Origin of the sequence: Acinetobacter sp. Z1, assembly GCF_024296945.1 — a bacterium.
Classification (GTDB): Bacteria; Pseudomonadota; Gammaproteobacteria; order Pseudomonadales; family Moraxellaceae; genus Acinetobacter; species Acinetobacter beijerinckii.
In genome coordinates, this window is the sequence record NZ_CP101115.1 from 2,177,239 (window position 1) to 2,203,007 (window position 25,769).

24 protein-coding genes and 1 other RNA gene are annotated in these 25,769 nt (G+C 37.6%); 15 read left to right on the top strand and 10 right to left on the bottom strand.

Going from position 1 to position 25,769, the window contains the following annotated elements; all coding sequences use genetic code 11:
* Positions 1-127: 127 nt before the first annotated feature.
* The 3 genes from NGC85_RS10150 to NGC85_RS10160 form a co-directional block, all read right to left on the bottom strand.
* Positions 128-2,926, bottom strand: a complete 2,799-nt coding sequence (locus NGC85_RS10150) for a M66 family metalloprotease (RefSeq protein ID WP_254730812.1) — start codon at positions 2,924-2,926, stop codon at positions 128-130.
* Positions 2,927-3,127: 201 nt separating this feature from the next.
* Complete coding sequence (locus NGC85_RS10155) at positions 3,128-3,856, bottom strand: histidine phosphatase family protein (RefSeq protein WP_254730814.1); 729 nt, start codon at positions 3,854-3,856, stop codon at positions 3,128-3,130.
* A gap of 54 nt (positions 3,857-3,910) precedes the next feature.
* Complete coding sequence (locus NGC85_RS10160; protein ID WP_254730817.1) at positions 3,911-4,768, bottom strand: 3'(2'),5'-bisphosphate nucleotidase CysQ; 858 nt, start codon at positions 4,766-4,768, stop codon at positions 3,911-3,913.
* 11 nt (positions 4,769-4,779) lie between these two features.
* Between NGC85_RS10160 and NGC85_RS10165 the strand changes: the two genes are divergently transcribed.
* The 4 genes from NGC85_RS10165 to NGC85_RS10180 all read left to right on the top strand — a co-directional run bounded on the left by NGC85_RS10165 (position 4,780) and on the right by NGC85_RS10180 (position 7,620).
* A complete protein-coding gene (locus NGC85_RS10165; RefSeq protein WP_254730820.1) occupies positions 4,780-5,484 on the top strand; it encodes an HAD-IA family hydrolase in 705 nt (234 codons plus the stop codon).
* Complete coding sequence (locus tag NGC85_RS10170) at positions 5,468-5,896, top strand: RNA-binding S4 domain-containing protein (protein WP_254730823.1); 429 nt, start codon at positions 5,468-5,470, stop codon at positions 5,894-5,896. Before NGC85_RS10165 ends, NGC85_RS10170 begins: the two co-directional genes overlap by 17 nt.
* Before the next feature lie 158 nt (positions 5,897-6,054).
* Positions 6,055-7,098 (top strand): recombinase RecA, encoded by a 1,044-nt coding sequence (gene recA, locus NGC85_RS10175; protein WP_005053313.1) that lies wholly within the window; start codon positions 6,055-6,057, stop codon positions 7,096-7,098.
* A gap of 42 nt (positions 7,099-7,140) precedes the next feature.
* Positions 7,141-7,620, top strand: coding sequence for a regulatory protein RecX (locus NGC85_RS10180; protein WP_254730826.1), 480 nt, complete (start codon positions 7,141-7,143; stop codon positions 7,618-7,620).
* 10 nt (positions 7,621-7,630) lie between these two features.
* On the opposite strand, the gene ffs is transcribed toward NGC85_RS10180, so the two are convergent.
* Positions 7,631-7,727: signal recognition particle sRNA small type (gene ffs, locus NGC85_RS10185), an RNA gene on the bottom strand.
* Positions 7,728-8,052: 325 nt separating this feature from the next.
* Here ffs and NGC85_RS10190 point away from each other — a divergent pair.
* Positions 8,053-8,904, top strand: a complete 852-nt coding sequence (locus NGC85_RS10190; protein WP_254730829.1) for a YbgF trimerization domain-containing protein — start codon at positions 8,053-8,055, stop codon at positions 8,902-8,904.
* A 63-nt stretch (positions 8,905-8,967) separates the two neighbouring features.
* Here NGC85_RS10190 and NGC85_RS10195 read toward each other — a convergent pair whose 3' ends face one another.
* The 3 genes from NGC85_RS10195 to NGC85_RS10205 form a co-directional block, all read right to left on the bottom strand.
* Positions 8,968-10,839, bottom strand: coding sequence for a SurA N-terminal domain-containing protein (locus NGC85_RS10195; protein WP_254730832.1), 1,872 nt, complete (start codon positions 10,837-10,839; stop codon positions 8,968-8,970).
* Positions 10,840-10,978: 139 nt separating this feature from the next.
* Positions 10,979-11,251 carry an HU family DNA-binding protein gene (locus NGC85_RS10200; RefSeq protein ID WP_004878739.1) on the bottom strand — a complete coding sequence of 91 codons (273 nt, stop codon included), beginning with the start codon at positions 11,249-11,251 and terminating at the stop codon, positions 10,979-10,981.
* Between the two features lie 167 nt (positions 11,252-11,418).
* Complete coding sequence (locus tag NGC85_RS10205; RefSeq protein ID WP_254730835.1) at positions 11,419-11,874, bottom strand: phasin family protein; 456 nt, start codon at positions 11,872-11,874, stop codon at positions 11,419-11,421.
* A 208-nt stretch (positions 11,875-12,082) separates the two neighbouring features.
* Between NGC85_RS10205 and NGC85_RS10210 the strand changes: the two genes are divergently transcribed.
* The 8 genes from NGC85_RS10210 to fdx all read left to right on the top strand — a co-directional run bounded on the left by NGC85_RS10210 (position 12,083) and on the right by fdx (position 18,205).
* Positions 12,083-12,727, top strand: coding sequence for a hypothetical protein (locus NGC85_RS10210; protein ID WP_254730838.1), 645 nt, complete (start codon positions 12,083-12,085; stop codon positions 12,725-12,727).
* 112 nt (positions 12,728-12,839) lie between these two features.
* Entirely contained in the window at positions 12,840-13,313 is a 474-nt protein-coding gene (locus tag NGC85_RS10215) for an Rrf2 family transcriptional regulator (protein ID WP_005053307.1), read from the top strand.
* Between the two features lies 1 nt (position 13,314).
* Positions 13,315-14,532 (top strand): IscS subfamily cysteine desulfurase, encoded by a 1,218-nt coding sequence (locus NGC85_RS10220; protein WP_254730841.1) that lies wholly within the window; start codon positions 13,315-13,317, stop codon positions 14,530-14,532.
* An 83-nt stretch (positions 14,533-14,615) separates the two neighbouring features.
* Positions 14,616-15,005: a Fe-S cluster assembly scaffold IscU gene (gene iscU / locus NGC85_RS10225; RefSeq protein ID WP_005053305.1), complete on the top strand. Its 390-nt coding sequence runs from the start codon at positions 14,616-14,618 to the stop codon at positions 15,003-15,005.
* Positions 15,006-15,030: 25 nt separating this feature from the next.
* Complete coding sequence (gene iscA / locus NGC85_RS10230) at positions 15,031-15,351, top strand: iron-sulfur cluster assembly protein IscA (RefSeq protein ID WP_005053304.1); 321 nt, start codon at positions 15,031-15,033, stop codon at positions 15,349-15,351.
* An 81-nt stretch (positions 15,352-15,432) separates the two neighbouring features.
* Positions 15,433-15,951, top strand: a complete 519-nt coding sequence (gene hscB / locus NGC85_RS10235) for a Fe-S protein assembly co-chaperone HscB (RefSeq protein ID WP_254730844.1) — start codon at positions 15,433-15,435, stop codon at positions 15,949-15,951.
* A 38-nt stretch (positions 15,952-15,989) separates the two neighbouring features.
* A complete protein-coding gene (hscA, locus tag NGC85_RS10240; protein WP_254730847.1) occupies positions 15,990-17,849 on the top strand; it encodes a Fe-S protein assembly chaperone HscA in 1,860 nt (619 codons plus the stop codon).
* A 17-nt stretch (positions 17,850-17,866) separates the two neighbouring features.
* Positions 17,867-18,205: an ISC system 2Fe-2S type ferredoxin gene (gene fdx / locus NGC85_RS10245; RefSeq protein WP_254730851.1), complete on the top strand. Its 339-nt coding sequence runs from the start codon at positions 17,867-17,869 to the stop codon at positions 18,203-18,205.
* A 65-nt stretch (positions 18,206-18,270) separates the two neighbouring features.
* Here the strand turns inward: fdx and NGC85_RS10250 are convergent, their stop codons facing one another.
* The 3 genes from NGC85_RS10250 to mfd form a co-directional block, all read right to left on the bottom strand.
* A complete protein-coding gene (locus NGC85_RS10250) occupies positions 18,271-19,713 on the bottom strand; it encodes an adenylate/guanylate cyclase domain-containing protein (protein WP_254730854.1) in 1,443 nt (480 codons plus the stop codon).
* A 49-nt stretch (positions 19,714-19,762) separates the two neighbouring features.
* Complete coding sequence (locus NGC85_RS10255) at positions 19,763-20,197, bottom strand: HIT domain-containing protein (RefSeq protein ID WP_005053297.1); 435 nt, start codon at positions 20,195-20,197, stop codon at positions 19,763-19,765.
* A 195-nt stretch (positions 20,198-20,392) separates the two neighbouring features.
* Entirely contained in the window at positions 20,393-23,854 is a 3,462-nt protein-coding gene (mfd, locus tag NGC85_RS10260; RefSeq protein ID WP_254730857.1) for a transcription-repair coupling factor, read from the bottom strand.
* A gap of 370 nt (positions 23,855-24,224) precedes the next feature.
* Between mfd and NGC85_RS10265 the strand changes: the two genes are divergently transcribed.
* The gene (locus tag NGC85_RS10265) at positions 24,225-24,734 is read left to right on the top strand and encodes a rhodanese-like domain-containing protein (RefSeq protein ID WP_254730859.1); all 510 of its coding nucleotides are present in this window, start codon (positions 24,225-24,227) and stop codon (positions 24,732-24,734) included.
* A 57-nt stretch (positions 24,735-24,791) separates the two neighbouring features.
* Entirely contained in the window at positions 24,792-25,730 is a 939-nt protein-coding gene (gene epsC / locus NGC85_RS10270) for a serine O-acetyltransferase EpsC (RefSeq protein WP_254730861.1), read from the top strand.
* The last annotated feature ends 39 nt before the right edge of the window (positions 25,731-25,769 follow it).

The following is a 25,769-nucleotide window of genomic DNA, read 5'->3' on the forward strand; positions in this document are numbered from 1 at the left end:
CCCAAAAAGAGATTTTTTTGAAAGCACAGTTTTTAAACTTATATGTAACTTGTTATTTAAAAGAAATGGCATAAATCCTATGCAAGGTTTTATGCCATTGATTCAATATAAAGACTTAAAATTACAGCTACGGATTAACCTTAAGTAATTTTGTGGCGATAGGTAGGTTTTTCGATGATAAACCAGCCAGAATTAAGCTGTTATTTATTGGAAGTGATGTCCATTTTTGATTCCCACCATTAGTACATCTATAGCGGATTAAACGAGCACGATTATTCGTGAGATACCCCCCCTCTAAATCAAAACATTGATTAAATTGTTTGATCGCCTGTTGTGCAGTATCCACTTCCCAAATCTGAGATGCTGTACCACTACAAGGCATTAAATTAACCACATTACCTGACAATGTTGTTAAACATTGGTCAATATATTGCTTATTATGAATTTTACCTAAAGCATCATACATCCACTTTTCAGAGTCGTCTCCTGTACAACCACTTGCCCCACTAATAAAAGTATTTAATTGACCCGTTGCTAATTTTTCAACTTTTAAACAGTTGGTCTTGTTCATGAGTGTGCTTGTAGAATTGAACGTAAAATCATTTTTTAAATCCAATTTTTCAACAAATGCATTAAATGCAGTTACAGCATCAGCGTTTAAATTGGTTAAATCTGAACGATAAACATTGATCCAACGATTTAATCGATAAAGTTTAATTTGCTGTTGAACAAAACGTTGCATCTCATTTTGAGCATCAAGTGATAGCTCATCTTTAAATGTACGATATGAATCAAATAATAATTTAGATTCTGGAGAAAGACTTACGACCGCTTTATCCTTATTTTGTAGTAACGCTTGTTCAAACTGAGGAAGTTCAATCGCCTTTAATGCTGAGTATCCAGCTTCTTTACCAATCACGACGTAAGGTGATAATGGTGGTGTGTTTGTTGCAGGAATTGTGATATTTGAAAGTAAAACTGCTGCTTCATTTGCTTTTTTACAATACAGTTTAGCTTGTTGAGGTAACTCACTTTGCGCCACATTTACATGGAATTTATTCGCATTACTATTGGTATTCATCCGCTGAGGTGCTAATGCAATATTTTGACTAGCACTCGCAAACTGAATATTGAGCCAACACTGTGCTGTAGCACTGTTTGGATTAACCTGCGGTAAATTAAACACATTTCCCCAATTTCCTTTAGCCGCTGGATAGATTAAACCTTTTTGATTAACAGGATCATAGCCACCTAAAATTGTATAAACAGGCACACTAAATAATCTTGGTTTCAAGTAATTACCATCAGCACTGTTATACCAAACATTATTTGAGTTAGGCGTTTTCGGCTGTGCAACATCCATTGTACGTGTAATAGAGTTCCACTTTTTATAACCTGTAGGCGAAGAAGCGTCCCAAACATAGCGGTCAAATGCAGGTTGGATTTTAAGATAAGTACTATAACCAGTGTAATGCGTATATTTAGAGATGCTACTTGCGGTTGCACCGCCTGACATAGCATCCCAACCATAGGCATACTTATTTAGAAAATTGGGCACACCATTACTACCATCACCCAAATTCGTGGTTGACCAGTTTAAATTACCTCGCATTTTATTTCTAAAGGCGATATAACCCCATCCACTATCCGCATGATGTGCTGCCCAAAACATATTATTGCCTACAGAACCAGGGTAATGCCCTAATCCGTAGTGATGACCGATTTCATGACTAAATTCATTTCCCACAGAATCGATAAGTGTCAGCATACCATTACCACCACTTAGACCATGCGTGACATCCCCATTACTATACTTCCCTCGTGCATAATGCGTGATCACACTTTGAGTCAGTTGTGGTTGTTCTTGGCTTGCCATTGATGCACTGGTAATTCCCCAATTGGCAAGATTTATGCCTACACCAAAAGTCGACTTAGCGGTGTTCTCACGCATATCTCCACTATATACATCACCCGTTGTCGAGCTCGCAGCGTCATAAATGACGCCACTTGCAACCATTACTTTGTCCAACTTGAGATCTTCATATTTTGAGACAATCATTCGAGCAGCAGGAATAGTTTGAAAATAATCAGTTCCAGCCTTTTCTGGCTCCAATAACATATAGTGACCATTGGATTTAGGCGGATCTGTCAATAAACCTAAACGAATATTTTGTACAACCAACTCACCTGGCGCAGCCAAATCAATATTCTCTGCGGTTAATTCACCAACGCGGTTATTTATTGGATCAATGATTCGAAGATTTAGACCCGCTCTAATTTCATTCCATTTTAATGCGACTGTCCACGCACGTTTAGAATAGTTTACAGGTGATCGTGTATCTGAATTAGATTGATCTGAAGCAGCAATCCGCGAAGGTTCCTTTAATTTTACAGTTCGTACAAGTTGACTACCTTGATATATTCCAACTTGTAGCTGTTGTAGATCACCCATTTCAGCCAAAGGACTTACCAGTAATAATGCGTCCTTCTCAGTCGTTAAACGTGGCATTGAATCTTTTTCATTATTTTTAGGATTGACTACATGACTTTGTGCAAACTGAATCATTGCAGCAAAACTTCCTGTTAAATCATTTCTTAAGACACGTGTTTGACCTAATTTGTCATAATCGTAAAAACCTAAAATCGAATCATCCATTGCATCTTTTTTAGGTTCAGGATACTTTTCTAGAACTGGAGCAGGATTTTCACTTCCTGATCCATTATCGGGTGTTTCAGCAGACCCATCACCCGGTAATTCATTACTCCCACCATCGGGCTTTGGATTCTGGTTATTCTCTGAACCTGAAGAGTTGTCTTTCGGCGGCTCATTCGGTTTAGGATTATTTTCACCCTCTCCACCTCCGCCACAAGCAATCAGCATGGTTGATAATAAGCATACTGTTAAATGTTTAAGTCGTAATTGCATCACATTTCCCCAAGAAAAAGCGCATTAGAATATTGATAAGTATAATTTATGTGTAATAGTTAAAATTATTAAAAATCATACACTTAATATAATAACAAGTTTTCTGGATTGTATGGAATTTATCGAACGATCAAATACATGAACTTTTGTCAGCTCAGTCAACAAATATTAAATATTATGTGAATAAGAACCATTTTTTATTTATTTTTTAAAATCTTTAATGATTAATTCTTGCTTTTTCCCGCGCCAAATCCATTTTAATTTACTGTTGCTAAAATCCTCTCCCTCAAACCATACAAATAAGCCTTCCATCATGTCTGGCCAATCTGCCTGATCAATTTGATTTTTACCCGAAATAACTGCGACTATTGCAGCTAAAATCGTATCATGACTCACAGCTAAACTGAGTCCTTTATGCTGAGTTGGATGCGTGTGGTAAAGCAGTTCCAAAACATCGAATACACCTGTAATCGGATGCTTCATTCCCGGTAAAGCATTATTCACAAAACTATTGATAAAGCCTAACGCGCCCTGTTTACGAAAATATGGAGCGGCTTGCTGAATATCTAATACAAAACTACCCGGCTCTACCAATAACCGCTGCTCAACGATTTCGATGGTATGCGTATTTTTAACTTTATGAGTTCCATCAGCACCTTCAATCATTAACGCTGCGGTATCAACACAACGTTGAATTGGACTCGAAATACAATGCTGAATGGCTCGATCAGAATTCTGAATTAAATATTGCCCCCAAACATAAGCAAGTTCTCGTCCCTGCTCCGTTAATTGCAAATCATATCCAGCCAAGCCCTGTCCATTCACCAGTTCACGTAATGAATGGCGTGTAAATAAAGTGACAGGGATTGAAGTATCAGGAAGCAAATCAATCGCTTCAAACATACTTTTCGGCAATAAATGCAGGGCCATATTTAATTATTAAAAATAAATGTTTAAGCCACTATAACATGCATAGCCAAACTCTCAATCTAAAATCCCAGAATCACGTAAAGCTTCATAAGCTATTTTTTTACTATATTGATCTTTAAATGCGATAAAGCCATTATTTAAAACAGTTTCACGTTGATTGTATTGGAAAGGTTTACCATCTAATGTCATTAGCCCACCACCAATACTTTCCAATAACGATTGGCCTGAACTGGTATCCCATTCTGAAGTTGGATGAAAACGAGGATAAATATCAATTTCACCTTCAAGCATCATACAAAATTTATAAGCACTGCCAGCTTCACGACGCTCTACTTCACGAAAATGCAAAATAGGTTCAATGAAGTTTTTATATTTTGGATTTTTACTGTTATGACTTAAGCCAATTTGAATAGGTGCTTCTAAAGCATGTTCTTCAATTTGATATTTATACCATTCATCACGACTAATACTATATTTATAAGGAAGTTGCGATGTATAACCGATATATATAAGTTGCTCACAAGGCACTGCAATAATCGCGAATGTTGTTTCATGATTTTCAATCAGGCTAAGATTGATTGTAAATTCATCACGCTCATGAATGAATTCCTTAGTACCATCTAAAGGATCAAGCATCCAACAACTTTTCCATTCCGCTCGTGCAGAGTAATCACTTTCTTCTGACAATACAGGTAATTGAGGCGTTACTGTTGCCAATTGTTTGAGTAGAAAATGATTTACTTTTAAATCAGCTTGCGTAACAGGTGAGTCATCACTTTTTTCCTGAATATTAAACTCGCATCCAGCACAATAACTTTGGTATTCTTCCAGTAATATTTGACTTGCCTGCACCATAATTGGCAGAAGTTGTGAAATCAAGTGGTCTTGTGGAGCAAGCGTTTTAATAAACATAGATTAACCTTATGTCATATTCAGATTTACAGCAGCAGCCTATCGCCATGTTTGATATGGATGGTACATTACTCGATTTAGCCTTTGATGATTTTATTTGGAATCAGTGTTTGCCTGAGCGTCATGCTCAAGTGCATCAGTGTAGTTTAGAACAAAGTCAAAAAACGCTGTTTCAATTTTACCAACAACATAAGCATACACTATCTTGGTATTCTTCGACGTACTGGACTGAGAAAGTTGAAGTTGATGTACTTCAATTACAATATGAACATCGAGATAAAATCAAAGCCAGAATCGGTTGTCATGAATTATTAAAACAATTAAACGCACGAGGTTATCGCTGTTGGTTACTCACCAATGCAGACCGTGCTGGCTTAGAAATGAAACTTGAAAATGTGGAGTTAAGCCCCTACTTTGAACTTATGATCAGCAGTGAAGAACTTGGACATGCCAAAGAAGAAGTGGCTTTCTGGCAGAAGCTTCAACTCTTGCATCCATTTGATCCTGCACAAGCTATATTTATTGATGATACTGTTGTTGTACTTAATAGTGCTGAAGACTTTGGCATACATCAATTATTTAGTATTCTACAGCCTTCAAGCAATAAAATGCCTAGATCAAAAACCGAGTTAGCTTATCCTGCACTTGATCATTTAACTGAACTTTTTGATTATCTTGAAACCAACCAACAGGTAACAGATGCCAAGACAGCATGAACCAGAAAGCATGGATTCCATGCGTATTGATAAATGGCTTTGGGCAGCACGTTTTTTTAAAACACGCTCAATTGCTAAAGCTGCCATCGAAGGTGGCAAAGTCCATCACCACAATGATCGTGTCAAAGTTTCTAGAGATGTTCGTGTCGGCATGGAACTTACGATTCAACAAGGCTTTGAAAAGAAAACAGTCGTGATTAAAGCACTTTCTGCTATCCGTGGTGGTGCGCCTGCCGCACAGTTACTTTATGAAGAAACAGCTGAAAGCATTGAGCGTCGAGAGTTGCATGCCTCACAACGAAAATTGCATAATCTAGCCCGACCTGATCATCGACCAAGTAAAAAAGATCGTCGTGATATCAATCGTTTTAAACAAGAAAATGTACAATCATGGTCTTATCATGATGAATAAAATTTTCTAATTTGGATGCGTCATTTTGTGTCGTATTGACACAGATCAGATGTGGAATAAACAACTAGAATCTGCCACTATACCTAAGTCCCAACAAGTTGAGATTCAGTACATCCACTTGGGTTAGTCGTTAAGAAATAAAGTTTTGAGGTTTTGAGATGGATGATAATAAAAGCAAAGCGCTACAAGCTGCCTTAGGTCAGATTGAGAAGCAATTTGGTAAAAATACAGTAATGCGCTTAGGCGACAATACAGTATTAGCTGTTGAAGCAGTTTCTACAGGTTCATTAACCCTAGATATTGCACTAGGAATTGGTGGATTACCTAAAGGTCGTATTGTTGAGATTTACGGTCCTGAATCATCAGGTAAAACAACCATGACCTTACAAGCCATTGCGCAATGTCAAAAGAATGGTGGTACATGTGCCTTTATCGATGCCGAACATGCTTTAGATCCTGAATACGCTCGTAAATTGGGTGTTGATATTGATAATTTGCTCGTTTCCCAACCTGACCACGGTGAACAAGCTTTAGAAATTGCAGATATGCTGGTTCGCTCAGGTGCAATTGATCTCATTGTTGTCGACTCCGTTGCTGCACTTACCCCAAAAGCCGAGATTGAAGGCGAAATGGGTGACTCACATATGGGTCTACAGGCACGTTTGATGAGTCAAGCATTGCGTAAAATCACAGGTAATGCAAAACGCTCAAATTGTATGGTGATCTTCATTAACCAAATTCGTATGAAGATTGGTGTGATGTTTGGTAGCCCAGAAACAACAACTGGCGGTAACGCACTCAAATTCTATGCTTCTGTTCGTTTGGATATTCGTCGTATTGGTGCAGTTAAAGAAGGCGATGAAATTACAGGTAACGAAACACGCGTTAAAGTTGTTAAAAACAAAATGGCACCTCCGTTCAAAGAAGCAGTCTTCCAAATTATGTATGGTAAAGGCACGAACCAATTAGGTGAACTTGTTGATTTAGCTGTTCAACAAGATATCGTCCAAAAAGCGGGTGCTTGGTATTCATATCAAGGTAATAAAATTGGACAAGGTAAAAATAACGTGATTCGTCATTTTGAAGAGAATCCAGTGATGGCTCAAGAAATTGAAAAGGTCATTCGTGAGCAGCTTCTCACCAAAAACAAAAATGAAGCAGCCCAGGCTGAAATTGAAGAGCCAGAGTATTTAGAAAGCTAAACTGAAACGCCCTTCGGGGCGTTTTTCTTTAATGAGGAAACTATGTTTAATTCAGATAAGACTGAGAAACCTAAAACGCTTACAGGCTCAAGATTACGCTCTTATGCCTTTGCTCTACTGACTCGTCGTGATTACTCTCAAGTTGAATTAATAACTAAGCTTAATCAATATGCAGTCAACCCAGAGGAAGTGACAAAGCTAGTAGAAGAACTAGCAGAACAAAATTATCAAAGTGATCAACGTGTAGCCGAACTAACACTTGCAAGTCAAATTCGAAAAGGAAAAGGTTTACAGCGTATTAAGCAAACATTAAAAGCTAAACATCTAGATGCCGAGCTGATTACACAAGAATTAGAAGAAGTAGACTGGTTACAACAAGCGTATCAATTGAAGATAAAGAAATTTGGAGAAGAAGTCACAAAAGACCAAAAAATAAAAGCCAAGCAAATTCGATTTTTACAATATAGAGGATTTGATATGGATGTGATTATGAAAGTGATTGCTCGAACGAGCGAAGAATAAATGGTGGCAACCCTACTAGCATGACTTCGGCACATCATAGTTCTATTACCGTTGCTACCTTCCGGTCCTGGCGGGGTTCATAGAGTACAATTGCGAAGCTACCAGCAGGGCTACCATTGCAAGACAGAGTATAGAGATTTTTATTCGAGTTGCAAGTCTTGCTTATGTATTTAATTCATTTTTTGATTCAATTGCTTAAATCAGCATCAATCACTATTTCAAAATCACTATCCACACTAAATCAAGTTTAAAGATTAAACAGAATCGAACTATTTCTATTCAAAAGTGCTTGAAGATTGTAAACATGTATTGCATTTACATGAGTTGCTGTTTTAATGACTAAATCAAAAATCGTATATCAGGCATATAACAAGTGAAGAATAAAGACTTGTTTGCCTTTAGCTTTATTTCAAACTTTATGGACGAATTTTCATGCTAAAAAAGCATTCTGCATTGTTTATAGCGCTATTTGGCAGCACACATTTATATGCCAATATTCCTATTGAATCCCGATCGTTAAGTCAACAACAAGCAAATAGCGTGGTTGCAGGTACTCCGAGCTTAAACTGGGAAATCATGCAAAAAAACCAAAAGCTTGAAGAAGACATTCGTAAATTAAGAGGTCAGCTTGAAGAACATGACAACGCAATTGAGCAACTAAAAAAAGAGTTAGCAAATCGCTATACAGACTTAGATCAACGTTTAGAACTACTCTCTCAAAAAATTGATCCGCCAGAAGAAAATACTGAAACAGAGAATGCAACAACAGAAACAGCCAGTACAAACACTTCAGCATCAGACAACACTGCAACTGGTGTTACTGCGCAGCAAACTGCACCTGCACAGCCTCAAACACCTGTCGTTCAACCACAACAAAACTCAACAGCCACAACCAACAGCACTAATAATCAAATTGAGTTAGAGAAAGCAGCATATACGGTTGCCTTGGATGCCTATAAGCAAGGTGGAGCAAAAAAAGCCATTCAACCCATGCAAAACTTTATTAAGAACCATCCAAATGGTATTTATGTTGGAAATGCATATTTTTGGCTAGCTGAATTTTATTTAGCTATTGAACCAGTTGACTATAAAGCAGCAAAACAAAACTACAATATTGTTGCTACGCGCTATCCAAATTCTGCAAAAGCATCTCGTGCCGTTTATCAACTTTATAGCATTGCAAAAGAAGTCGATAAAAATAATGCATTAGCTAATCAATATAAAACCAGGTTGTTAAACCAATACCCTCAATCTGAAGAAGCAAAATTTATCCAGAAAAAGTAGCTTGTAATTCACCCAATAAAAAACCAGTTCAAAAGAACTGGTTTTTTATTGCTTAGAGCAAAATTATTTGATCTTCGCTTGAGATTTTAGATACTCAGTATAATCTTCTAAAATTTGCTGACCACGGAATTGTTGGTAAAGTTTTGCTAATTCAGCCAACTGTTCTGGTGGTAAAGCTCGAGCAGCTTCAGTATTTACATTTGAGACAGCAACAATCACCAACTCATTCGGCAATTTAGCTGTAGTAGCTGACCACATACCTTCTTTAGTTGGTGCTGGAATACTAAATGCAGCACGCTCAATTTCACGCTTCAACCCCTGAGAACGAGCAAAGGTACCTGCATTCTCAAAAGTAACTTGTGCCTTAGGAACAACTTGTGCAGCAGGTTGCGTTTTGAAATCAGCTAAAATAGTTGCTATTTTTGCTTGAGCAGCTTTATAGGCTTTTTCTTCAATCACTTTAGCCTTAACTTGTGAAGTTGCTTGAGCTAAAGGTTTAATACCTGCTTGATGATAGTTTCGTACTTTAATCCAAACTGTGTCACCATTTGCTAGCTGGATATTAGAAGATGCGTTGCGATCACCATTTTTAACGTCGTCGCTAAATAGCTTAGCTTTAACACTCAAATCACTTAAGATCGGATCTTGAGTTGCTAATGTTATGCCATTTGCAGATTGAACTCTTGCAGCTTTAACTTCTTGTGCTACTGCATCCAATGAGTCATTCCCGACAACCATTTCATTTAGATTATTGACGGTGTCACTAAATAAATTTGCAGTCTTCGCTTTCTGTACTTCAACAGTAAGGCGTGCTTTTTCTGATTCAAATGATGGCAGTTTTACTGTAGGAGCATTTGCCTCAATCAAGTGATAGCCATATTGCGTTTTTACAGGTTTAGAAATTTGACCATTTTTCAATGCATTTACAGCATTATCAAAATCTGCTGAGAAAACACCTGGTGCATATGAGTCAACCAAACCACCCTGCGCTTTTGAACCTGGATCTTCCGAGAATTCTGCTGCGGCTTGCGCAAATGTCATACCTGCTTGAATTTTAGCATAAACTTCATTTGCTAGCTTCTGAGCGGCTGCATCATTACGAGAATCTGTTGTGATTAAAATATGTTTAACTTCGCGCTTAGCTTCTTGCTGTTGTTTATCTACAAATGCTTTATAGGCTTGCTGTAAGTCTGCATCAGTAACAGCTAAATTCGCTTGAGGTAGTAACGATGGGCTTAATACAACATAATCAACATCGACACTGGCAACTTGTTTAAATTCATTTTTATGCTTGTTGTAGTAATCAGCAATTTCCTGATTAGATACAGTTAAGCCTTTTTTATAATCATCTAACTTGATACTTGCTAAATGCAAAGTACGTTGTTCTGTTTGTAAATTTGCAAGCTGTTGTAAATCAGACTGACTTACCAAAGCATAATCCATCAAAGTTGATGAGATCATTTTCAAAGCATGATCTTGGCGTAAACTAGTGATCAAAGCTTGATTGGTCATCCCAACAGAACGTAGGTAATTTTCATAAAGCTTTTGTGAAAATTGACCATTTTCTTGAAAAGTAGGCTGTTGAGCAAGCATTTGCTCTAACTGAGCATCACTTAATGTAATACCTAATTTTTCAGCTTGTTGTTGCAATAATGAACGCGCAATTAATGCATCTAAAGCCTTCTGTTGAATAACAGGCAAATTTAAAAGTGATTCATCACCTTTAACCAATGATAAATATTGATCTTTATAGTTCTTGGTTGCACTTTCTACTTCTTTATTAGAAATATCCTGATCGTTTACCGATTTCGCTACATCTGCTTTGTTGCCACCACTAAAATATCCTTCAATACCTACAAGCGCTAAAGGAGTCAAAAACAAAACGAGAAGGACTTTGCCAAGCCACCCCTTAATGAGTGTACGAAATGATTCCATGAGAATTCCAATATTTTATTTCGAGGCAATTTTAACTGAAAAAACTAAACGAATGAATGCAGAAAAAGCCGCAAATTAACGATTTCATTTAATAAATAAAAAACGCACCCAAGATGGTGCGTTTATTGATTTTAAAAGATTACGCAACTGAATCTTTTAAACCCTTACCTGGTTTAAAACTAGGTACTTTGCTTGCTTTAATTTGCAACTCTTCACCAGTTTTAGGATTACGACCAGTACGTGCAGCACGTTCTTTTACGCTAAAAGTACCAAAACCAACTAAAGTAACCGTATCACCTTTTTTAAGTGCTTCAGTGATTGACGCAATCGTTGCATCGAGTGCCTTACCAGCATCCGATTTAGATACTCCCCCTTTTTCAGCAATCGCATCAATTAATTCTGATTTATTCATGATAAAAAATATCCTCTTAATATCGTTTGTTAAGATCCAAGGCTATAGTTTAAAAGGCCATGACGCCTTTATAGCAATGCTTTGGGGGATAACGCAATACTAGAAAGGCTATTTAGTAAAAATAAATACTGAAATACGACATAAACAGACGAGTGCCTTTAATTTTTTTACTTTTTATTCAATTTAGACTTTAACTCGTTATTTTCTTCAATCAGCGCATCAACTTTAATGTGCAGTTGTACTAAAAGTTGTTCGATGTGCTGAAGATCTTTGGGAGTAACCAGTCCAATGCGGTTTAGAGAATGATTGACACCAGTGTCTAATATTTTCTCAACTTTGTCTTTGGTATCTGTTACTGACTCTTTAGCTTTCTCTGTCACTTTACCAACAGTATTATCAGCGAAGTCTACAGTTTTAGATTCAAGCTCTTCTCCAACCTTGACTAGAGAGTCGAATAATTTATTTCCTTCCTCTTCAGCACGTGAAAAAGCACCTAATCCTGCCAACCAAATCTGTTGTGTATATTTTTTGAAATCGAGCGCAGATTTTTTAGAACTCTTTGATTTTAGTTTAGTTTTCACCTCTTCGTCTTCACCCGTGTTTTCTGTATTTGAGTTATCCATAGACCCATGCTCCCAAGCACTTTACAAACTGTATGTCGTATTTAACCATAAAAATGTTTTTATAATATCAAAGTTAAGACTTGATCGTTTTAAAAAACTGTTCTACAAAGCAATAAAGTCATGTAAATTATTTTTAACAATCGAGTAAGGATACTCACTGTTTACATACTTTGGCTTTATAAATTGATTGGTAAGGAAAAATAGACTTATGAGCGATACGCAACAAAGACATAAACATCCCGATTTGTTGCTAAACATTGTCATCATTGTTTTAGAAACTTTTTTTTCTTTCATCCTTACGCATGATGCTGCTTTACGCCTTCAAGCTAAGAAACTCATCGATCGAAAAGTCACTATTCGAATTAATAGCTACATCCCCTTCTTTGATTTTTATGTTCAATTTACTGAAAAAGGTCTCTTGTTTGATACTAAAGTATTAGATCGTCAAATTGATTTAGAGATTAATAGCACACTCATCGATTTAATTAAGATCTTTGTGTTTAACAATCAACGTAGCATTTCCAATATGCGTATTTTAGGTGACAGTACACTTGTAGAGGAATGGCTTGATTTAGTCCCTCACCTTACTTTCAGCAATATATTATCGAATTGGAAACAATGGCTTAGTGTGTTTAACGACGATGCTGAAGCAGTGGCATCTCAGCAACGCATAGCACCTCTTTTAGATAAAATTGATGAACAACGCTCGGAAATTAACACGCTGTTAGTCGAAGTTAAACAATATAAAAATCGCATACAACGTATGCAAAAACGTCAACGTTTAATCAATATCAGCTTTGCTGTATTAAGCTTTATTTTTATTGCATATTTTGTGTATAATCTATGGGCATAATAATTAAAACACATTTCATGTTTCTGATTGATATTCCCAATTAAAAAAACTTGACTATTTTAGTCGGAATTCATAAAATTTAGACATCTAGTCTAACCATGTGTACCGAATCATGCGTCTTACAACTCGCGGTCGTTACGCAGTGACTGCTCTACTTGATTTAGCTTTGCAGCCAACTGAACAAACGATAACGCTTGCAGAAATTGCAGCTCGTCAATCCATATCAGTCGCTTATTTAGAACAGTTATTCGCAAAACTTAAACGTCATGGCTTAGTTTCAAGTGTACGCGGAGCAAATGGTGGTTATCATCTTGCGCGCAATGCCACTGAAATTACTGTGCTAGAAATCATCGAAGCTGTAAATGAAACTGTTGATGCGACCCGTTGCGATCATAAAGGCAACTGCCAAAATGGTGCGATGTGTTTAACGCATGACTTATGGCAAGAACTCTCCCACCATATTGCCGATTATCTTGCAAAAATCTCTCTTGCTGATCTTATCGCACGTGACAATGTACAAACTGTCGCTTTGCGTCAAAATACAGTTAGTTTAGATTCAGCCCTCTTATCGGTTACAGGTATTTGACATGAAACGTCCAATTTATCTTGATTACGCAGCAACCACTCCTGTTCTGCCTGAAGTTGCGGAAAAAATGATGGAGTGCTTAACGTTCGAAGGAACTTTTGGTAATCCCGCTTCACGTTCACATGCCTATGGCTGGCAGTCTGAAGAAAAAGCTGAATATGCACGTGAGCAAGTTGCGAATTTAATCAAAGCTGACCCACGTGAAATCGTTTGGACTTCAGGTGCAACTGAATCTGACAACTTAGCATTAAAAGGTATTGCTCAGTTTTATGGTTCTAAAGGCAAACACATTATTACAAGTAAAATTGAACACAAAGCGGTTCTCGATACTTGTCGCGAACTTGAAGAACAAGGTTTTGAAATTACATATTTAGAGCCTGAACCACGTACAGGTTTAATTACACCTGAAATGGTTCAAGCTGCTTTACGTCCAGATACTATTCTTGTTTCACTTATGATGGTGAACAACGAAATCGGTACGATTACTGACGTTGCAGCAATTGGTGAGTTAACACGCGCTAATAAGACATTCTTACATGTCGATGCTGCTCAAGCTGCTGGAAAAGTTGACATCGATCTTTCAACGATGAAAGTTGATTTAATGAGTTTCTCTGGTCATAAAATTTATGGTCCAAAAGGTATCGGTGCACTTTTTGTTCGTCGTAGTCCACGTGTTCGACTAAAAGCCCAAATGCATGGTGGTGGACATGAGCGTGGTATGCGTTCTGGTACTTTACCAACTCATCAAATCGTGGGTATGGGTGAAGCGTTTGAAATTGCAGGTAAAACGATACATGCCGAGCAAGAACGTCTTCGCAAATTACGTGACAAACTTTGGAATGGCTTACAAGATTTAGAGCAAGTATTCCTAAACGGTCACCCTACTCAAAATGTTGCAAACTATTTAAATGTCAGCTTTAACTTTGTTGAAGGTGAGTCATTGATGATGGCATTAAAAGATGCAGCCGTTTCAAGTGGTTCTGCATGTACATCTGCAACATTAGAGCCGTCTTATGTACTACGTGCTTTAGGTTTATCTGATGAGCTAGCACACAGTTCAATTCGTTTTAGTTTTGGTAAATACACAACTGAAGCAGATATTGATCACGTGTTAACAATTACCAAAGCTGCTGTTGAGAAACTTCGTGAACTTTCTCCGCTTTGGGATATGTATAAAGAAGGTATTGACCTTTCAACAGTTGAATGGGCTGAACACTAATTCATTGAACTTTCAATTGAAAAATGTGTTTTCACCCTCATATTAATTAATATTAGGCTGACCCCGAGTTTTGGAGAAGCAACATGGCTTATAGCGAAAAAGTAATTGATCATTACGAAAACCCTCGTAATGTTGGCGTATTAGACAAGAATGCAGAAAACGTAGGTACAGGTATGGTCGGCGCACCAGCTTGTGGCGATGTGATGCGCTTACAGATTCAAGTCGACGATAATGGCGTAATCGAAGAAGCACGCTTTAAAACTTATGGTTGTGGTTCTGCAATTGCATCAAGCTCACTTGTAACTGAGTGGTTGAAAGGCAAGACCCTTGATGAAGCGCAAACAATCAAGAACATCGACATTGCAACTGAGCTTGCACTTCCACCAGTAAAAGTTCACTGCTCTGTATTGGCTGAAGATGCGATTAAAGCTGCGATTGAAGACTATCGCGGCAAAAAAGCGAAAGCTGTGTGATTACCGAAAAAACATTGGAGTTTTCATGATCCATTTAACTGAAAATGCTGCGACTCACATCAGCAATTACCTACAAAATCGTGGTAAGGGTGAAGGCATTCGTGTTGGTGTGAAAACTTCGGGTTGTTCTGGATTGGCTTATGTACTTGAATTTGTGGACGCTGTTGATTCACATGATCAAATATTTGAACAATTCGGTGTAAAAGTTTTTGTTGACCCTAAAAGCTTAGTTTATCTCGATGGTTTGGAGATGGACTATGTCAAAAATGGTCTCAATGAAGGTTTTGAATTTAGTAACCCAAATCAAAAGGGTGAATGTGGTTGCGGTGAATCCTTTACTGTTTAACCCACTCCCTTTTTCTTTTTCTTCAAAACAGTGTGTTCCGCACTGTTTTGATGTATTTACCACTAGCGGAATTCATCTCCCATGAATCATTTTGAGTTGTTCCAACTACCAGAAGCACTCGATATAGATTTAGCAATTTTAAAGAAACAATTTTTAAATTTGCAACAGCAATATCACCCAGATAAAGCCATCGATAAAAATCAAGCTTTGATCCAGTCAAGTAATATTAATCAGGCTTATAAAGTACTGTCTCAAGTTGATAGTCGTGCAGCCTACCTGCTTGCCTTAAAAAAACAAGATCATCATCTTGACCAATCGATCAGCGACTTTGAGTTTTTGCAATCAGCACTTGAAATGCGTGAACAACTCGATGAGGCATCTTCTACGACACAACTTGAAACATTGAAAGTTGAAATTCAGCAATGGATTGATGGTCTCATTCGTGAATTTAAAATTGATTATTCTGAGGAAGATTGGGCTGAAGCACGTGATACAGTTCGTAAGTTACGTTTCTTCCAACGTGTAGTCAATGATATTGAAAAAGCTGAAGATCGCATGCTTGATGATGACGATAGCTTCAATCTAGATGATGATTTTTAGTCCGCTGTTACCAATTATTTCCAAGGGATATCTCACGCATGGCACTTTTGCAAATTGCTGAACCAGGTCAAGCGACTGCCCCGCATCAGCACCGTATTGCGATTGGCATTGACTTAGGGACAACCCACTCTCTAGTGGCGACAGTGCTATCGGGAAAACCGAAAGTTCTTCAAGATGATAAAGATAGAGTGTTGTTGCCCTCTATTGTTCATTTTGCCAAGGATGTGACCACATTTGGTTATGAAGCCAAACCTTTTATGTTGGTAGATCCTAAAAATACCATTGTTTCTGTTAAACGCTTTATGGGTCGTTCACAAGCAGATATTAAATTTCAGCATCCATATACGCTTATAGGTGCTGAAAATGAAATGCCTGCGTTTGAAACCGCCGCAGGACGTAAAACACCAGTCGAAATTTCTGCTGAAATTTTAAAACAATTAAAAGACCGAGCAGAAACAAGTTTGAACAATCCTGTAAATGGCGCAGTCATTACAGTTCCTGCATATTTTGATGAAGCCCAACGTCAAGCAACTCGAGACGCAGCTCAACTTGCAGGCTTAAATGTTTTACGATTGCTCAATGAACCTACTGCTGCTGCTGTTGCTTATGGATTAGATCAAGAGACTAACCTTAGCACTGATCGTAATTATGTGATTTATGATTTAGGTGGTGGTACTTTTGATGTGTCAATTTTACGATTCTCAGAAGGTGTTTTTGAAGTTCTAGCGACGGGTGGTCATACGGCTCTAGGTGGTGATGATCTTGATCGTCTAATTGTTAAATGGGCAAAAAAACAACTCAATATCGATACTCTAAGCGATGAAGAATACGCTGTTTTTATCATTGCTGCTCGTCAAGCAAAAGAGTATTTAACTGAACATCAGTCTGCTGAGTTAAAATTACTCGACAATCTTTTAACCTTAGATCGTTCAACATTTGAATCAATCATTCAGGTTGCACTTGATAAAACGATGAGCGTATGTAAACGCGTATTACGTGATGCCAAATTAGAACTAGATGATATTGAACATGTCGTTTTAGTTGGTGGTTCAACACGTTCATATGCAGTACAAAAAGCTGTACGTGAATTATTTGAACGTGAACCATTATGCACCATCAATCCAGATGAAGTAGTTGCTATTGGTGCCTCAATCACTGCCAACCAATTGATTGGTAATAGCCAAGATGGTTCATTGCTGCTTGATGTTACGCCTCTTTCTCTTGGTTTAGAAACGATGGGCGGTTTGGTTGAACGTTTAATTTCACGTAATACAGCGATTCCTGTTGCTCGTCGTCAAGAATTTACTACATATCAAGATGGTCAAACAGCGATGTTGATTCATGTAGTTCAAGGTGAACGCGATTTAGTTGAACATTGCCGATCATTAGGTCGTTTTGTTTTACACGGCATTCCTCCTATGACCGCGGGTCAAGCACGTATTGAAGTGACGTTCCAAGTTGATGCTGATGGTCTACTCACTGTATCTGCCAAAGAAACAACCTCTGGTGTTCAAGCACAAATTGATATCAAACCATCTTATGGATTGTCAGAAACAGATACAGAACGCTTATTGGTCGAAGGTTTCAAACATGCTGAAGAAGATAAACAGCTTCGTCATTTGCAAGAAACTAAGGTTGAAGCACAACGCGAATTAGAAGCATTGGAACAAGCCTTAAAAGCTGACACTGATTTACTCTCTCAGCAACAAGCTAGAGATTTAATTTTAGCAGCAGAAGCACTTAAAGCACGTCTAAAAACCAATGAGCTTGAAGCAATTGAGCATGCCGTTCAACAACTTAAAATTCACAGCGATGCATTTGCTGCACTGCGTATGAATCGACATATTGACCATGCCTTGAAGGGTACAAAACTTGAAGATTGGTCTAACTCAAATTAAAGGTATAGGTGATCAATATGCCACGTATTAAAGTTCTTCCTCATGCACAAATCTGTCCTGAAGGGGCAGAATTTGAAGTCGAACAAAACGCCAATTTATGCCAAAGTTTATTAAAACAAGGTATTAAAATTGAACATGCTTGCGACATGTCTGCTGCATGTACAACATGCCATGTGGTCGTGCGCAGAGGTTTTGATAGTCTTGAAGAAATGAATGACGTTGAAGCAGATTTACTTGATCGTGCATGGGGTTTAGAGCCTGATTCTCGCCTTTCATGCCAAGTTAAAATTGTTGATGAAGATTTAGAAATTGAAATTCCTAAATACACCATTAACCACGCTTCAGAGAATCATTAATCTATTTCCAAATCAAAAACTCCTCTTTTAAGAGGAGTTTTTTTATGACTGTAATAACTGATAAGTTATGTTTGTTTCACTTCATCATCTAAGGTAAGTCGCGGGATGCCTTGTGCATTCGTAATTTTTTGTTGAGTCTTAATTCTTTGAATCATTTTCTCTAAGATTTCAACCAACTCAGGATATTCATAATTCTGAACCTCTTCAAGATTCAACACCAAGTGAAAACCCTTGTATTCAAAGTCGAACCATTTTTGCGTATCCGACTTTTTACCCGTGAATTTTTCCATCACTTGCCAAGTTTTCACAGGCCCTTGTATACCTTTTAAATAAATAGGTACTTTAGGAACACATAAAAACTCATTTTTAATCAGTTGATGTGTATCATCAGCAATTAAGATTTCATCCACTTCTGCCGCGGATTGTAATCGAGCAGCCAAGTTTACATCACGCCCTACAATTGTATAAGCCATACGATGTGAAGCACCATAATTGCCGACGTGACAATAACCCGTACTAATCCCCATACGAATATGCAAAGCTGGATAACCCATTTTCTTCCAACGTTCACGTAGCAATTTCATTTGCTGACGCATAGCAATGGCCATTTCTACACAAGATTTCGCATCTGGCTCTACACCTTGCGAGTTTGGATCTCCGAAGAAAATAAGAATGGCATCACCCATGAATTTATCAACAGTCGCTTCGTATTGCTTAGCAATCTCAGTCATGTGACTCAGATAATCATTAAGCAGAAATGCTAAATCATCTGGAATAAGTGTTTCTGATAATTCGGTGAAACCTTGAATATCTGAAAAGAATATGGTGAGTTTTTTACGTTTATATTCAATTTTAGCTTCAGCTTCGCCACGCATAATAGATTGCCATAACTGTAAGGGCGCGTAGCGACTTAATTGATTCGCAAAAGCAATATATCGCGTCATTTGATTATGATAATGCTGACGCTGTTGTCCTAAGATATCTAAACGACGATGTTGGTAGTAATTACCAATCACAATAAACATCATCAACCCTAGTAAGCTAACCACTGTTAGCTCTGGATTGGTTGGTTCAAAGTATTCTTCCGCACCAAATAGGAAATAGGTACAGAAATAGAATGTTAAAACACCGATAAGACCAATAAGACAGGAAATTGGTAAGGTGATTTTGTTATTTAAACCGACATAGAGTAAAGCGAATAGAATGGTAAACGTAGGAACTAAACTAAGATGTATACCCGAGAGAACAATTGCAACAATGACTGCTTCACAAGCAAAAAGAACATTTTTTTCAGTATTTTTATCAAACTTATATTGCAGCCACTTTTCCAATCGAGGACAAAATAGAAAATAAACTAATAATAAAGGAAGGATATAAAGTTGATAGCTAGCACTCGAAGAGGTAAATGTATAAATTACCAAAATAAGTGACAGAATCGAATATCCCATCAAACGATGGAAGTATGCGAACTGCCTAGGTTCTTTATCAATTAACCTATCTAGTGGCACTCTATCCTCCTTTCTTATTATAGAAGATGTTTTTATTTTACTGAGTGAATTAGTCCATACGCCAATCGAAAGGCATATCACCTTGACCACGTAATGCAAGCATTAATGTTTGACGCATATGAGCCAACACATCATTACTATATGGCACTGCAGGTGTTCCCCAAACTGGCTTAGGCCATGCAACATCATTTTGATAACGTACAACATGATGAAAATGTAACTGAGGAACCATATTCCCCAATGCTGCAACATTCATCTTATCCGCACGAAAAACTCGCGCTAATTGACTAGATAACCAGCTTGATTCGCGCAAGAACTGTTCTTGATCTGCTTGGCTGAGTTCATATAACTCTGTGATACCAGGTACACGAGGTACAAGTATCAACCAAGGAAATTGCATATCATTCATTAAACGACATGTTGAAAGCGGAAAGTCGCCTACAAAAAATGTATCTTGAGCAAGTTGTGGATGCAAACTAAACATATCTTTATAAATGATGCAAAATAATGATGATCAATACTACCACATCAGTTTTGATGTGAATATTATTAGTAACCTGTTTGATTACAAATAACAATGATTTTCCTCATTTATTCTGCATACATCTGACCAAAAGATGATTCTTCAATTTCAAAGCATTACACATGCTCATTTATGCAGCAAAAATTCACTTTTCAACTAACTTTTCAACTCAGCTAATAGCTTATTTAAAAGATCATTGATGAACTGAATTCGTTTATCGTATTCCGCTAATTGCACCGTCACCTTAAGACGCTGACCACCTTCCATCCTGTAATGGGTTGGATTTTTTTGCATAAGTTGAATGATACTGATCGCCTGCACAGGGGTATCAGGTGCGAATTCGACATAACCACCATTACTGTTCATATCTATCTTAGTAATACCGAGCTGCTCGGCTCTCAAACGAACTTGATGAACACTAAACAATTGTTTTACTGGTTGTGGTGGTATTCCAAAACGATCAATCAACTCCATTCGAATGTTATCAAGCTTTTCTTGACTATCGGTATTACTAATACGCTTATAGAACAATAAACGTTGGTGTACATCACCCAAATAATCATCTGGAATTAATGCTGGCATATGCAAACTAATTTCAGCAGTCAATGACAATGGTGCATCAAAGTTTGGTGTTTTGCCTTTTTGAATAGCTTTGGTCGCTTTTTCAAGCATTTCCATATACAAACTATATCCAATCGCTTGCATCGAACCACTTTGTTGCTCACCCAATAACTCGCCTGCTCCACGTATTTCCAAGTCTTCGGTTGCCAACATAAAACCCGCACCCAAAGTTGAAGCACGTTGAATTGCATCCAAACGTTTTTCTGCATCACCTTTTAAATGTTTAAGTGATGGCACTAATAAATACGCATAAGCTTGGTGATGTGAACGTCCGACACGACCACGTAATTGATGCAACTGTGCAAGTCCTAATTTATCTGCCCGCTCAATAATAATTGTATTGGCATTTGGTACATCAATACCTGTTTCAATAATCGTTGAGCACACCAATACATTGTATTCTTTATGATAGAACTGTTGCATGACTTGTTCGAGTTCACGTTCTCGCATTTGACCATGTGCAACAGCAACACGTGCTTCAGGAACTAAATTTCGAATAGTTTCGGCAGCGCGTTCAATCGTATCAACTTCATTATGAAGTAAATAAACCTGCCCACCACGTAATAACTCTCGAAGAATCGCCTCTTTGACTGAATCATCAGTATGCTCTTGAACAAAAGTTTTTACTGCCAAACGGCGTGCAGGAGGTGTTGCGATAATCGATAAATCACGCATTCCAGAAAAAGCCATATTTAAGGTACGCGGAATTGGCGTAGCCGTTAAAGTCAGCATATCAACATCTGCTCGAAGGGCTTTGATTCGCTCTTTATCTCGAACACCAAAACGATGTTCTTCATCTACAATCATTAAACCAAGATTTTTGAATTGTATATTTTCTTGCAAAATTTTATGTGTGCCGACAACAATATCTACTTTACCTTTAGCCAAATCTTCAATGATTTTCAGATGCGTTTTATTGCTACCAAAACGAGAAAGCACCTCAATACGTACTGCTGTATCAGCAAATCGATCTTTAAATGACTCAAAATGTTGTTGGGCTAATAAGGTGGTCGGCACTAAAACCGCAACTTGTTTATTATTTTGCACAGCAACAAAAGCGGCTCGCATTGCAACTTCTGTTTTACCAAAACCAACATCGCCACACACCAAACGATCCATTGGTTTAGCCAATTGCATATCGTGTAATGTAGCTTCAATTGCATTTGCTTGGTCTAAGGTTTCCTCATAAGCAAAACCACTCGAAAACTGCATATAACCTGTATGGTCAAGTTCAAATGCGAAGCCGGGCTTAGACTGACGACGTGCTTGGATATGTAATAATTCTGCTGCTACATCATGAATTTGTTCTAATGCTTTACGTTTTGCTTTACTCCAAGTGTCCGTTCCGAGCTTATGTAATGGGGCAAGATCTGGATCACCGCCACTATAACGACTGATCAGATGCAAGTTGGTCACAGGCACATAAACTTTTGCACCATCTGCATAATCTAGCTGCAAAAATTCATGATCTTGTTGATCTATTTCTAAAGTAATTAATCCTGCATAACGACCAACACCATGATCAATATGAACAACAGGTGCGCCAATATTGAGTTCAGTCAAACTACGGATTAAAAACTCTTCGGATACGTCTTGTTGACGCTTGCGACGGCGTTGTACTACGCGGTGTTCATAGAGTTGATTTTCAGAAATAACTGAAAGCTGATGACTCAGCAACAAACCCCTGTCTAGAGGCGCGCTGGTAATGGCAACTTGTAATTTTTCAGATTGAAACTTAGCAAAACTTTCAACATTTTGAATATCGCCCAATACTGAACGTAAAGCATCTTTTAACGTTTCGCGACGACCAGCACTTTCCGCGACTAACAGAACTGGATGCTGGGCTTGATCGATATATTGTTTAACCGCTTCGAAAGGTTGAGGTTTTTTAGGATCAACTGCAAGTTTGGGTGGCTGTTCAGCAGAAAGATTCAAAACCCCAGCTTTCTGATCAAATATTTCAGCTGACGCGATAATTCTAGGAAATTGATTTAATGCTTGTAATATATGATTCGGCATTAAAAACAAATCTTCTGGCGGAAGAATAGGTTGATCTATGTTATGACGGCGATCTTCATAACGTCTTACCACTTCTTTCCAAAAGTTAATTAATTCATCTTCAACTTCGTTATTTGTAATGACAACGCAATTCTTTGGTAAGTACGTAGTGAATATACTTTGTGCTTCCATCAAACTCTTATCAAAGAACAAAGGCAGATAAAATTCCAAACCAGGTGTGGCAATTCCTTCTAGTACATCTTGGTAAATTGGATTTTTCTTTGGGTTTGCAGTCGGAAAGCTTTCTGCGTAACGATCTCTAAAAATTGATCGCCCCTCTTTCAAAGGAAACTCTTTAGCAGGCAAAACGGTGAAATTTTTTAAGGATTCAGTGGTTCTTTGTGTTTCAGGGTCAAAGAATTTTAAACTCTCGATCTCATCATCAAATAAATCAATCCGAATGGGTTCATTTTGTCCAGAAGCAAAAATATCCATGATACTGCCACGAACTGCAAATTCACCATGATCATAAACGGTATCCACTAAACGATAGCCCGCTTGAACCAATTGCTTTTTTTGCGATTCTAAATCAAGTCTTTGTCCAACTTTAATATCAAAGTGCTCACCAACAACCCAAGCGTATGGTGCAACACGTTGTGCCAATGTGCTGGCAGAAATCAGTAAAATACCTTTTTGAGGCATACTCGATAAAATGGATAACCGTTCGGAAACAATGTCTTGATGAGGAGATAAACGGTCATAAGGTAGAATTTCCCAATCGGGAAAAATGATGGGTTTGATGCCATAAAACTCAAGCTCACTTTCGAGTTGTGCGAGATGTTGATTATTTCTCGCTACAATCATATAAAGATTTGAACTTTGAGTCGCAATTTCTTTGAATAATAATGCTGCGGAAGATCCGAGTAAGGAACCAATCCAGCGTTTCTCACCTGCTTTGAATTGTTGTAGGTTGAGTTGAGAGATTTCTTGTTGAAACATAGAGAAAATCATGTGTACTAAAAGACAAGTAGCCTAGTTTAACATGTTGTTTTTCAAATTCGACACCTTATAAAATCATTTTCTGCAACTCATCTCTGAGCGAAGCTTTAAAATATTTTCAATATTCCTCCCAATTGAAATGCCAAATTATTTTAGAAACAAAGTGATCTAAAACAAAATCAAATCATGCCCCGTTATATCATTTCGAAAGCATTTTAAAAGTTCATAATAAATTTATATATTCATAATTTATTTAAATGGTTCGCTTATTTATCTTATTTAGATATATAAATAAATTTTGATTATTTCACAGCATTTAAAAATATAAATAAGATAAAAATATTCCAAAGCTGTATTAAAGGTCATAAAAATGAATGCTCAATTTGATTCTACCCAAACTGTAGAATCCAGCTCTGCTACTGATGGTTTATCAAAAAATCCACTAGAAATATTACAACGTGCTCAACATTATGCTGAGGAAAATGAACTCGATTTTACTGGAAGCATACCACCCACAGATGCTTGGTATTTGGTTGAGCAAGGTCTAGCTGTTTTAGTCGATGTACGTACCAACGAAGAGCGTGTGTTTGTAGGTTATGTTCCTGAAAGTATTCACATCGCTTGGGCTACTGGCACGAGCTTTAATCGAAATCCAAGATTCCTAAAAGAGTTGGATAGCAAAATTGGCAAAGATAAAACCATTTTACTTTTATGTCGCAGTTGCAAACGTTCTGCCTTAGCTGCAACGGCTGCATTTAGTTCAGGCTTTGCGCAAGTTTATAACGTTCTTGAAGGCTTTGAAGGTGATTTGAACGAGCAACAACAACGCAATCAAACCAACGGCTGGCGTATACATCACCTACCTTGGGTACAAGATTAAAGTTAAATAAAAATCAAATTTGAAGACTCTTTTTAATTTAATTCGCAAGGAAAACGCATGAGCCAATGGAAAATACAACCTGTCATTGAAGGTTTGCAACTTGCACGACATGAATGGAGAGAACAACAACATCGAATTAAAGAATTTGGTGGGCGTGAGCTGCCTTCGAAAGAATCTCTTAAATCAATTTTAGATGATTTATGCGGCATTTTATTTCCAATGCGACTTGGTCCTAGTGACTTAAAACAAGAAACTGAAGATTATTATATTGCCTATACAATTGACCGTGTGCTCAGCGAGTTACTTTCACAAGTTAAGCTTGCATTAAATTATGAAGCTAAAAGCCATGTTAAGCCCATACCAGTTTCAAATAACGAACGTCTGCTCTACGAACAACAAATCATACTAGCTCAAACAATTGTACAAGATTTTGCCAATACCCTACCCGACATTCGACGCTTATTAGATGCTGATGTCTGTGCGGCTTATGAAGGTGATCCCGCAGCGCATAGCGTGGATGAAGTCTTACTTTGTTATCCCGGTATTTTCGCGATTATATACCATCGCATAGCACATCAGCTCTACCCAAGCGTTCCTTTACTCTCTCGAATTATTTCCGAATTAGCACATTCTGCAACAGGAATTGATATCCATCCTGGCGCGAAAATTGGCAAAGGTTTTTTTATCGATCATGGAACTGGCGTAGTGATTGGAGAAACTTCGGTGATTGGTGAATATGTGCGGATTTATCAAGCAGTTACTCTAGGCGCGAAGCGTTTCGAGCTAACCGATGATGGTGCCTTGAAGAAAGATTATGCTCGTCACCCAATTGTGGAAGATCAAGTGGTGATTTATGCAGGCGCGACCATTTTAGGTCATATCACGATTGGTAAAGGTTCAATTATTGGAGGCAATGTTTGGCTAACTCATAGCGTGGCAGCAGGTAGTCAAATTTTACAATCACCAAGTGAATTTATATATAGCAATAAAGTTTAATAGAACCTTATTAAAAGGCATTTATTTATTTTAAATAAT

What these genes read in the sequence shown, in the direction of transcription:
- NGC85_RS10220 (WP_254730841.1), top strand. Translation starts at nt 13,315, where the DNA reads ATGAAACGTCCAATTTATCTTGATTACGCAGCAACCACTCCTGTTCTG.
- NGC85_RS10170 (WP_254730823.1), top strand. Translation starts at nt 5,468, where the DNA reads ATGCCAAGACAGCATGAACCAGAAAGCATGGATTCCATGCGTATTGAT.
- NGC85_RS10160 (WP_254730817.1), bottom strand. Translation starts at nt 4,768, where the DNA reads ATGTTTATTAAAACGCTTGCTCCACAAGACCACTTGATTTCACAACTT.
- mfd (WP_254730857.1), bottom strand. Translation starts at nt 23,854, where the DNA reads ATGTTTCAACAAGAAATCTCTCAACTCAACCTACAACAATTCAAAGCA.
- NGC85_RS10200 (WP_004878739.1), bottom strand. Translation starts at nt 11,251, where the DNA reads ATGAATAAATCAGAATTAATTGATGCGATTGCTGAAAAAGGGGGAGTA.
- NGC85_RS10155 (WP_254730814.1), bottom strand. Translation starts at nt 3,856, where the DNA reads ATGGCCCTGCATTTATTGCCGAAAAGTATGTTTGAAGCGATTGATTTG.
- fdx (WP_254730851.1), top strand. Translation starts at nt 17,867, where the DNA reads ATGCCACGTATTAAAGTTCTTCCTCATGCACAAATCTGTCCTGAAGGG.
- NGC85_RS10255 (WP_005053297.1), bottom strand. Translation starts at nt 20,197, where the DNA reads ATGTTTAGTTTGCATCCACAACTTGCTCAAGATACATTTTTTGTAGGC.
- NGC85_RS10150 (WP_254730812.1), bottom strand. Translation starts at nt 2,926, where the DNA reads ATGCAATTACGACTTAAACATTTAACAGTATGCTTATTATCAACCATG.
- NGC85_RS10205 (WP_254730835.1), bottom strand. Translation starts at nt 11,874, where the DNA reads ATGGATAACTCAAATACAGAAAACACGGGTGAAGACGAAGAGGTGAAA.
- NGC85_RS10210 (WP_254730838.1), top strand. Translation starts at nt 12,083, where the DNA reads ATGAGCGATACGCAACAAAGACATAAACATCCCGATTTGTTGCTAAAC.
- hscB (WP_254730844.1), top strand. Translation starts at nt 15,433, where the DNA reads ATGAATCATTTTGAGTTGTTCCAACTACCAGAAGCACTCGATATAGAT.
- epsC (WP_254730861.1), top strand. Translation starts at nt 24,792, where the DNA reads ATGAGCCAATGGAAAATACAACCTGTCATTGAAGGTTTGCAACTTGCA.
- NGC85_RS10265 (WP_254730859.1), top strand. Translation starts at nt 24,225, where the DNA reads ATGAATGCTCAATTTGATTCTACCCAAACTGTAGAATCCAGCTCTGCT.
- NGC85_RS10195 (WP_254730832.1), bottom strand. Translation starts at nt 10,839, where the DNA reads ATGGAATCATTTCGTACACTCATTAAGGGGTGGCTTGGCAAAGTCCTT.
- recA (WP_005053313.1), top strand. Translation starts at nt 6,055, where the DNA reads ATGGATGATAATAAAAGCAAAGCGCTACAAGCTGCCTTAGGTCAGATT.
- NGC85_RS10165 (WP_254730820.1), top strand. Translation starts at nt 4,780, where the DNA reads ATGTCATATTCAGATTTACAGCAGCAGCCTATCGCCATGTTTGATATG.
- NGC85_RS10180 (WP_254730826.1), top strand. Translation starts at nt 7,141, where the DNA reads ATGTTTAATTCAGATAAGACTGAGAAACCTAAAACGCTTACAGGCTCA.
- iscA (WP_005053304.1), top strand. Translation starts at nt 15,031, where the DNA reads ATGATCCATTTAACTGAAAATGCTGCGACTCACATCAGCAATTACCTA.
- iscU (WP_005053305.1), top strand. Translation starts at nt 14,616, where the DNA reads ATGGCTTATAGCGAAAAAGTAATTGATCATTACGAAAACCCTCGTAAT.
- NGC85_RS10190 (WP_254730829.1), top strand. Translation starts at nt 8,053, where the DNA reads ATGCTAAAAAAGCATTCTGCATTGTTTATAGCGCTATTTGGCAGCACA.
- hscA (WP_254730847.1), top strand. Translation starts at nt 15,990, where the DNA reads ATGGCACTTTTGCAAATTGCTGAACCAGGTCAAGCGACTGCCCCGCAT.
- NGC85_RS10215 (WP_005053307.1), top strand. Translation starts at nt 12,840, where the DNA reads ATGCGTCTTACAACTCGCGGTCGTTACGCAGTGACTGCTCTACTTGAT.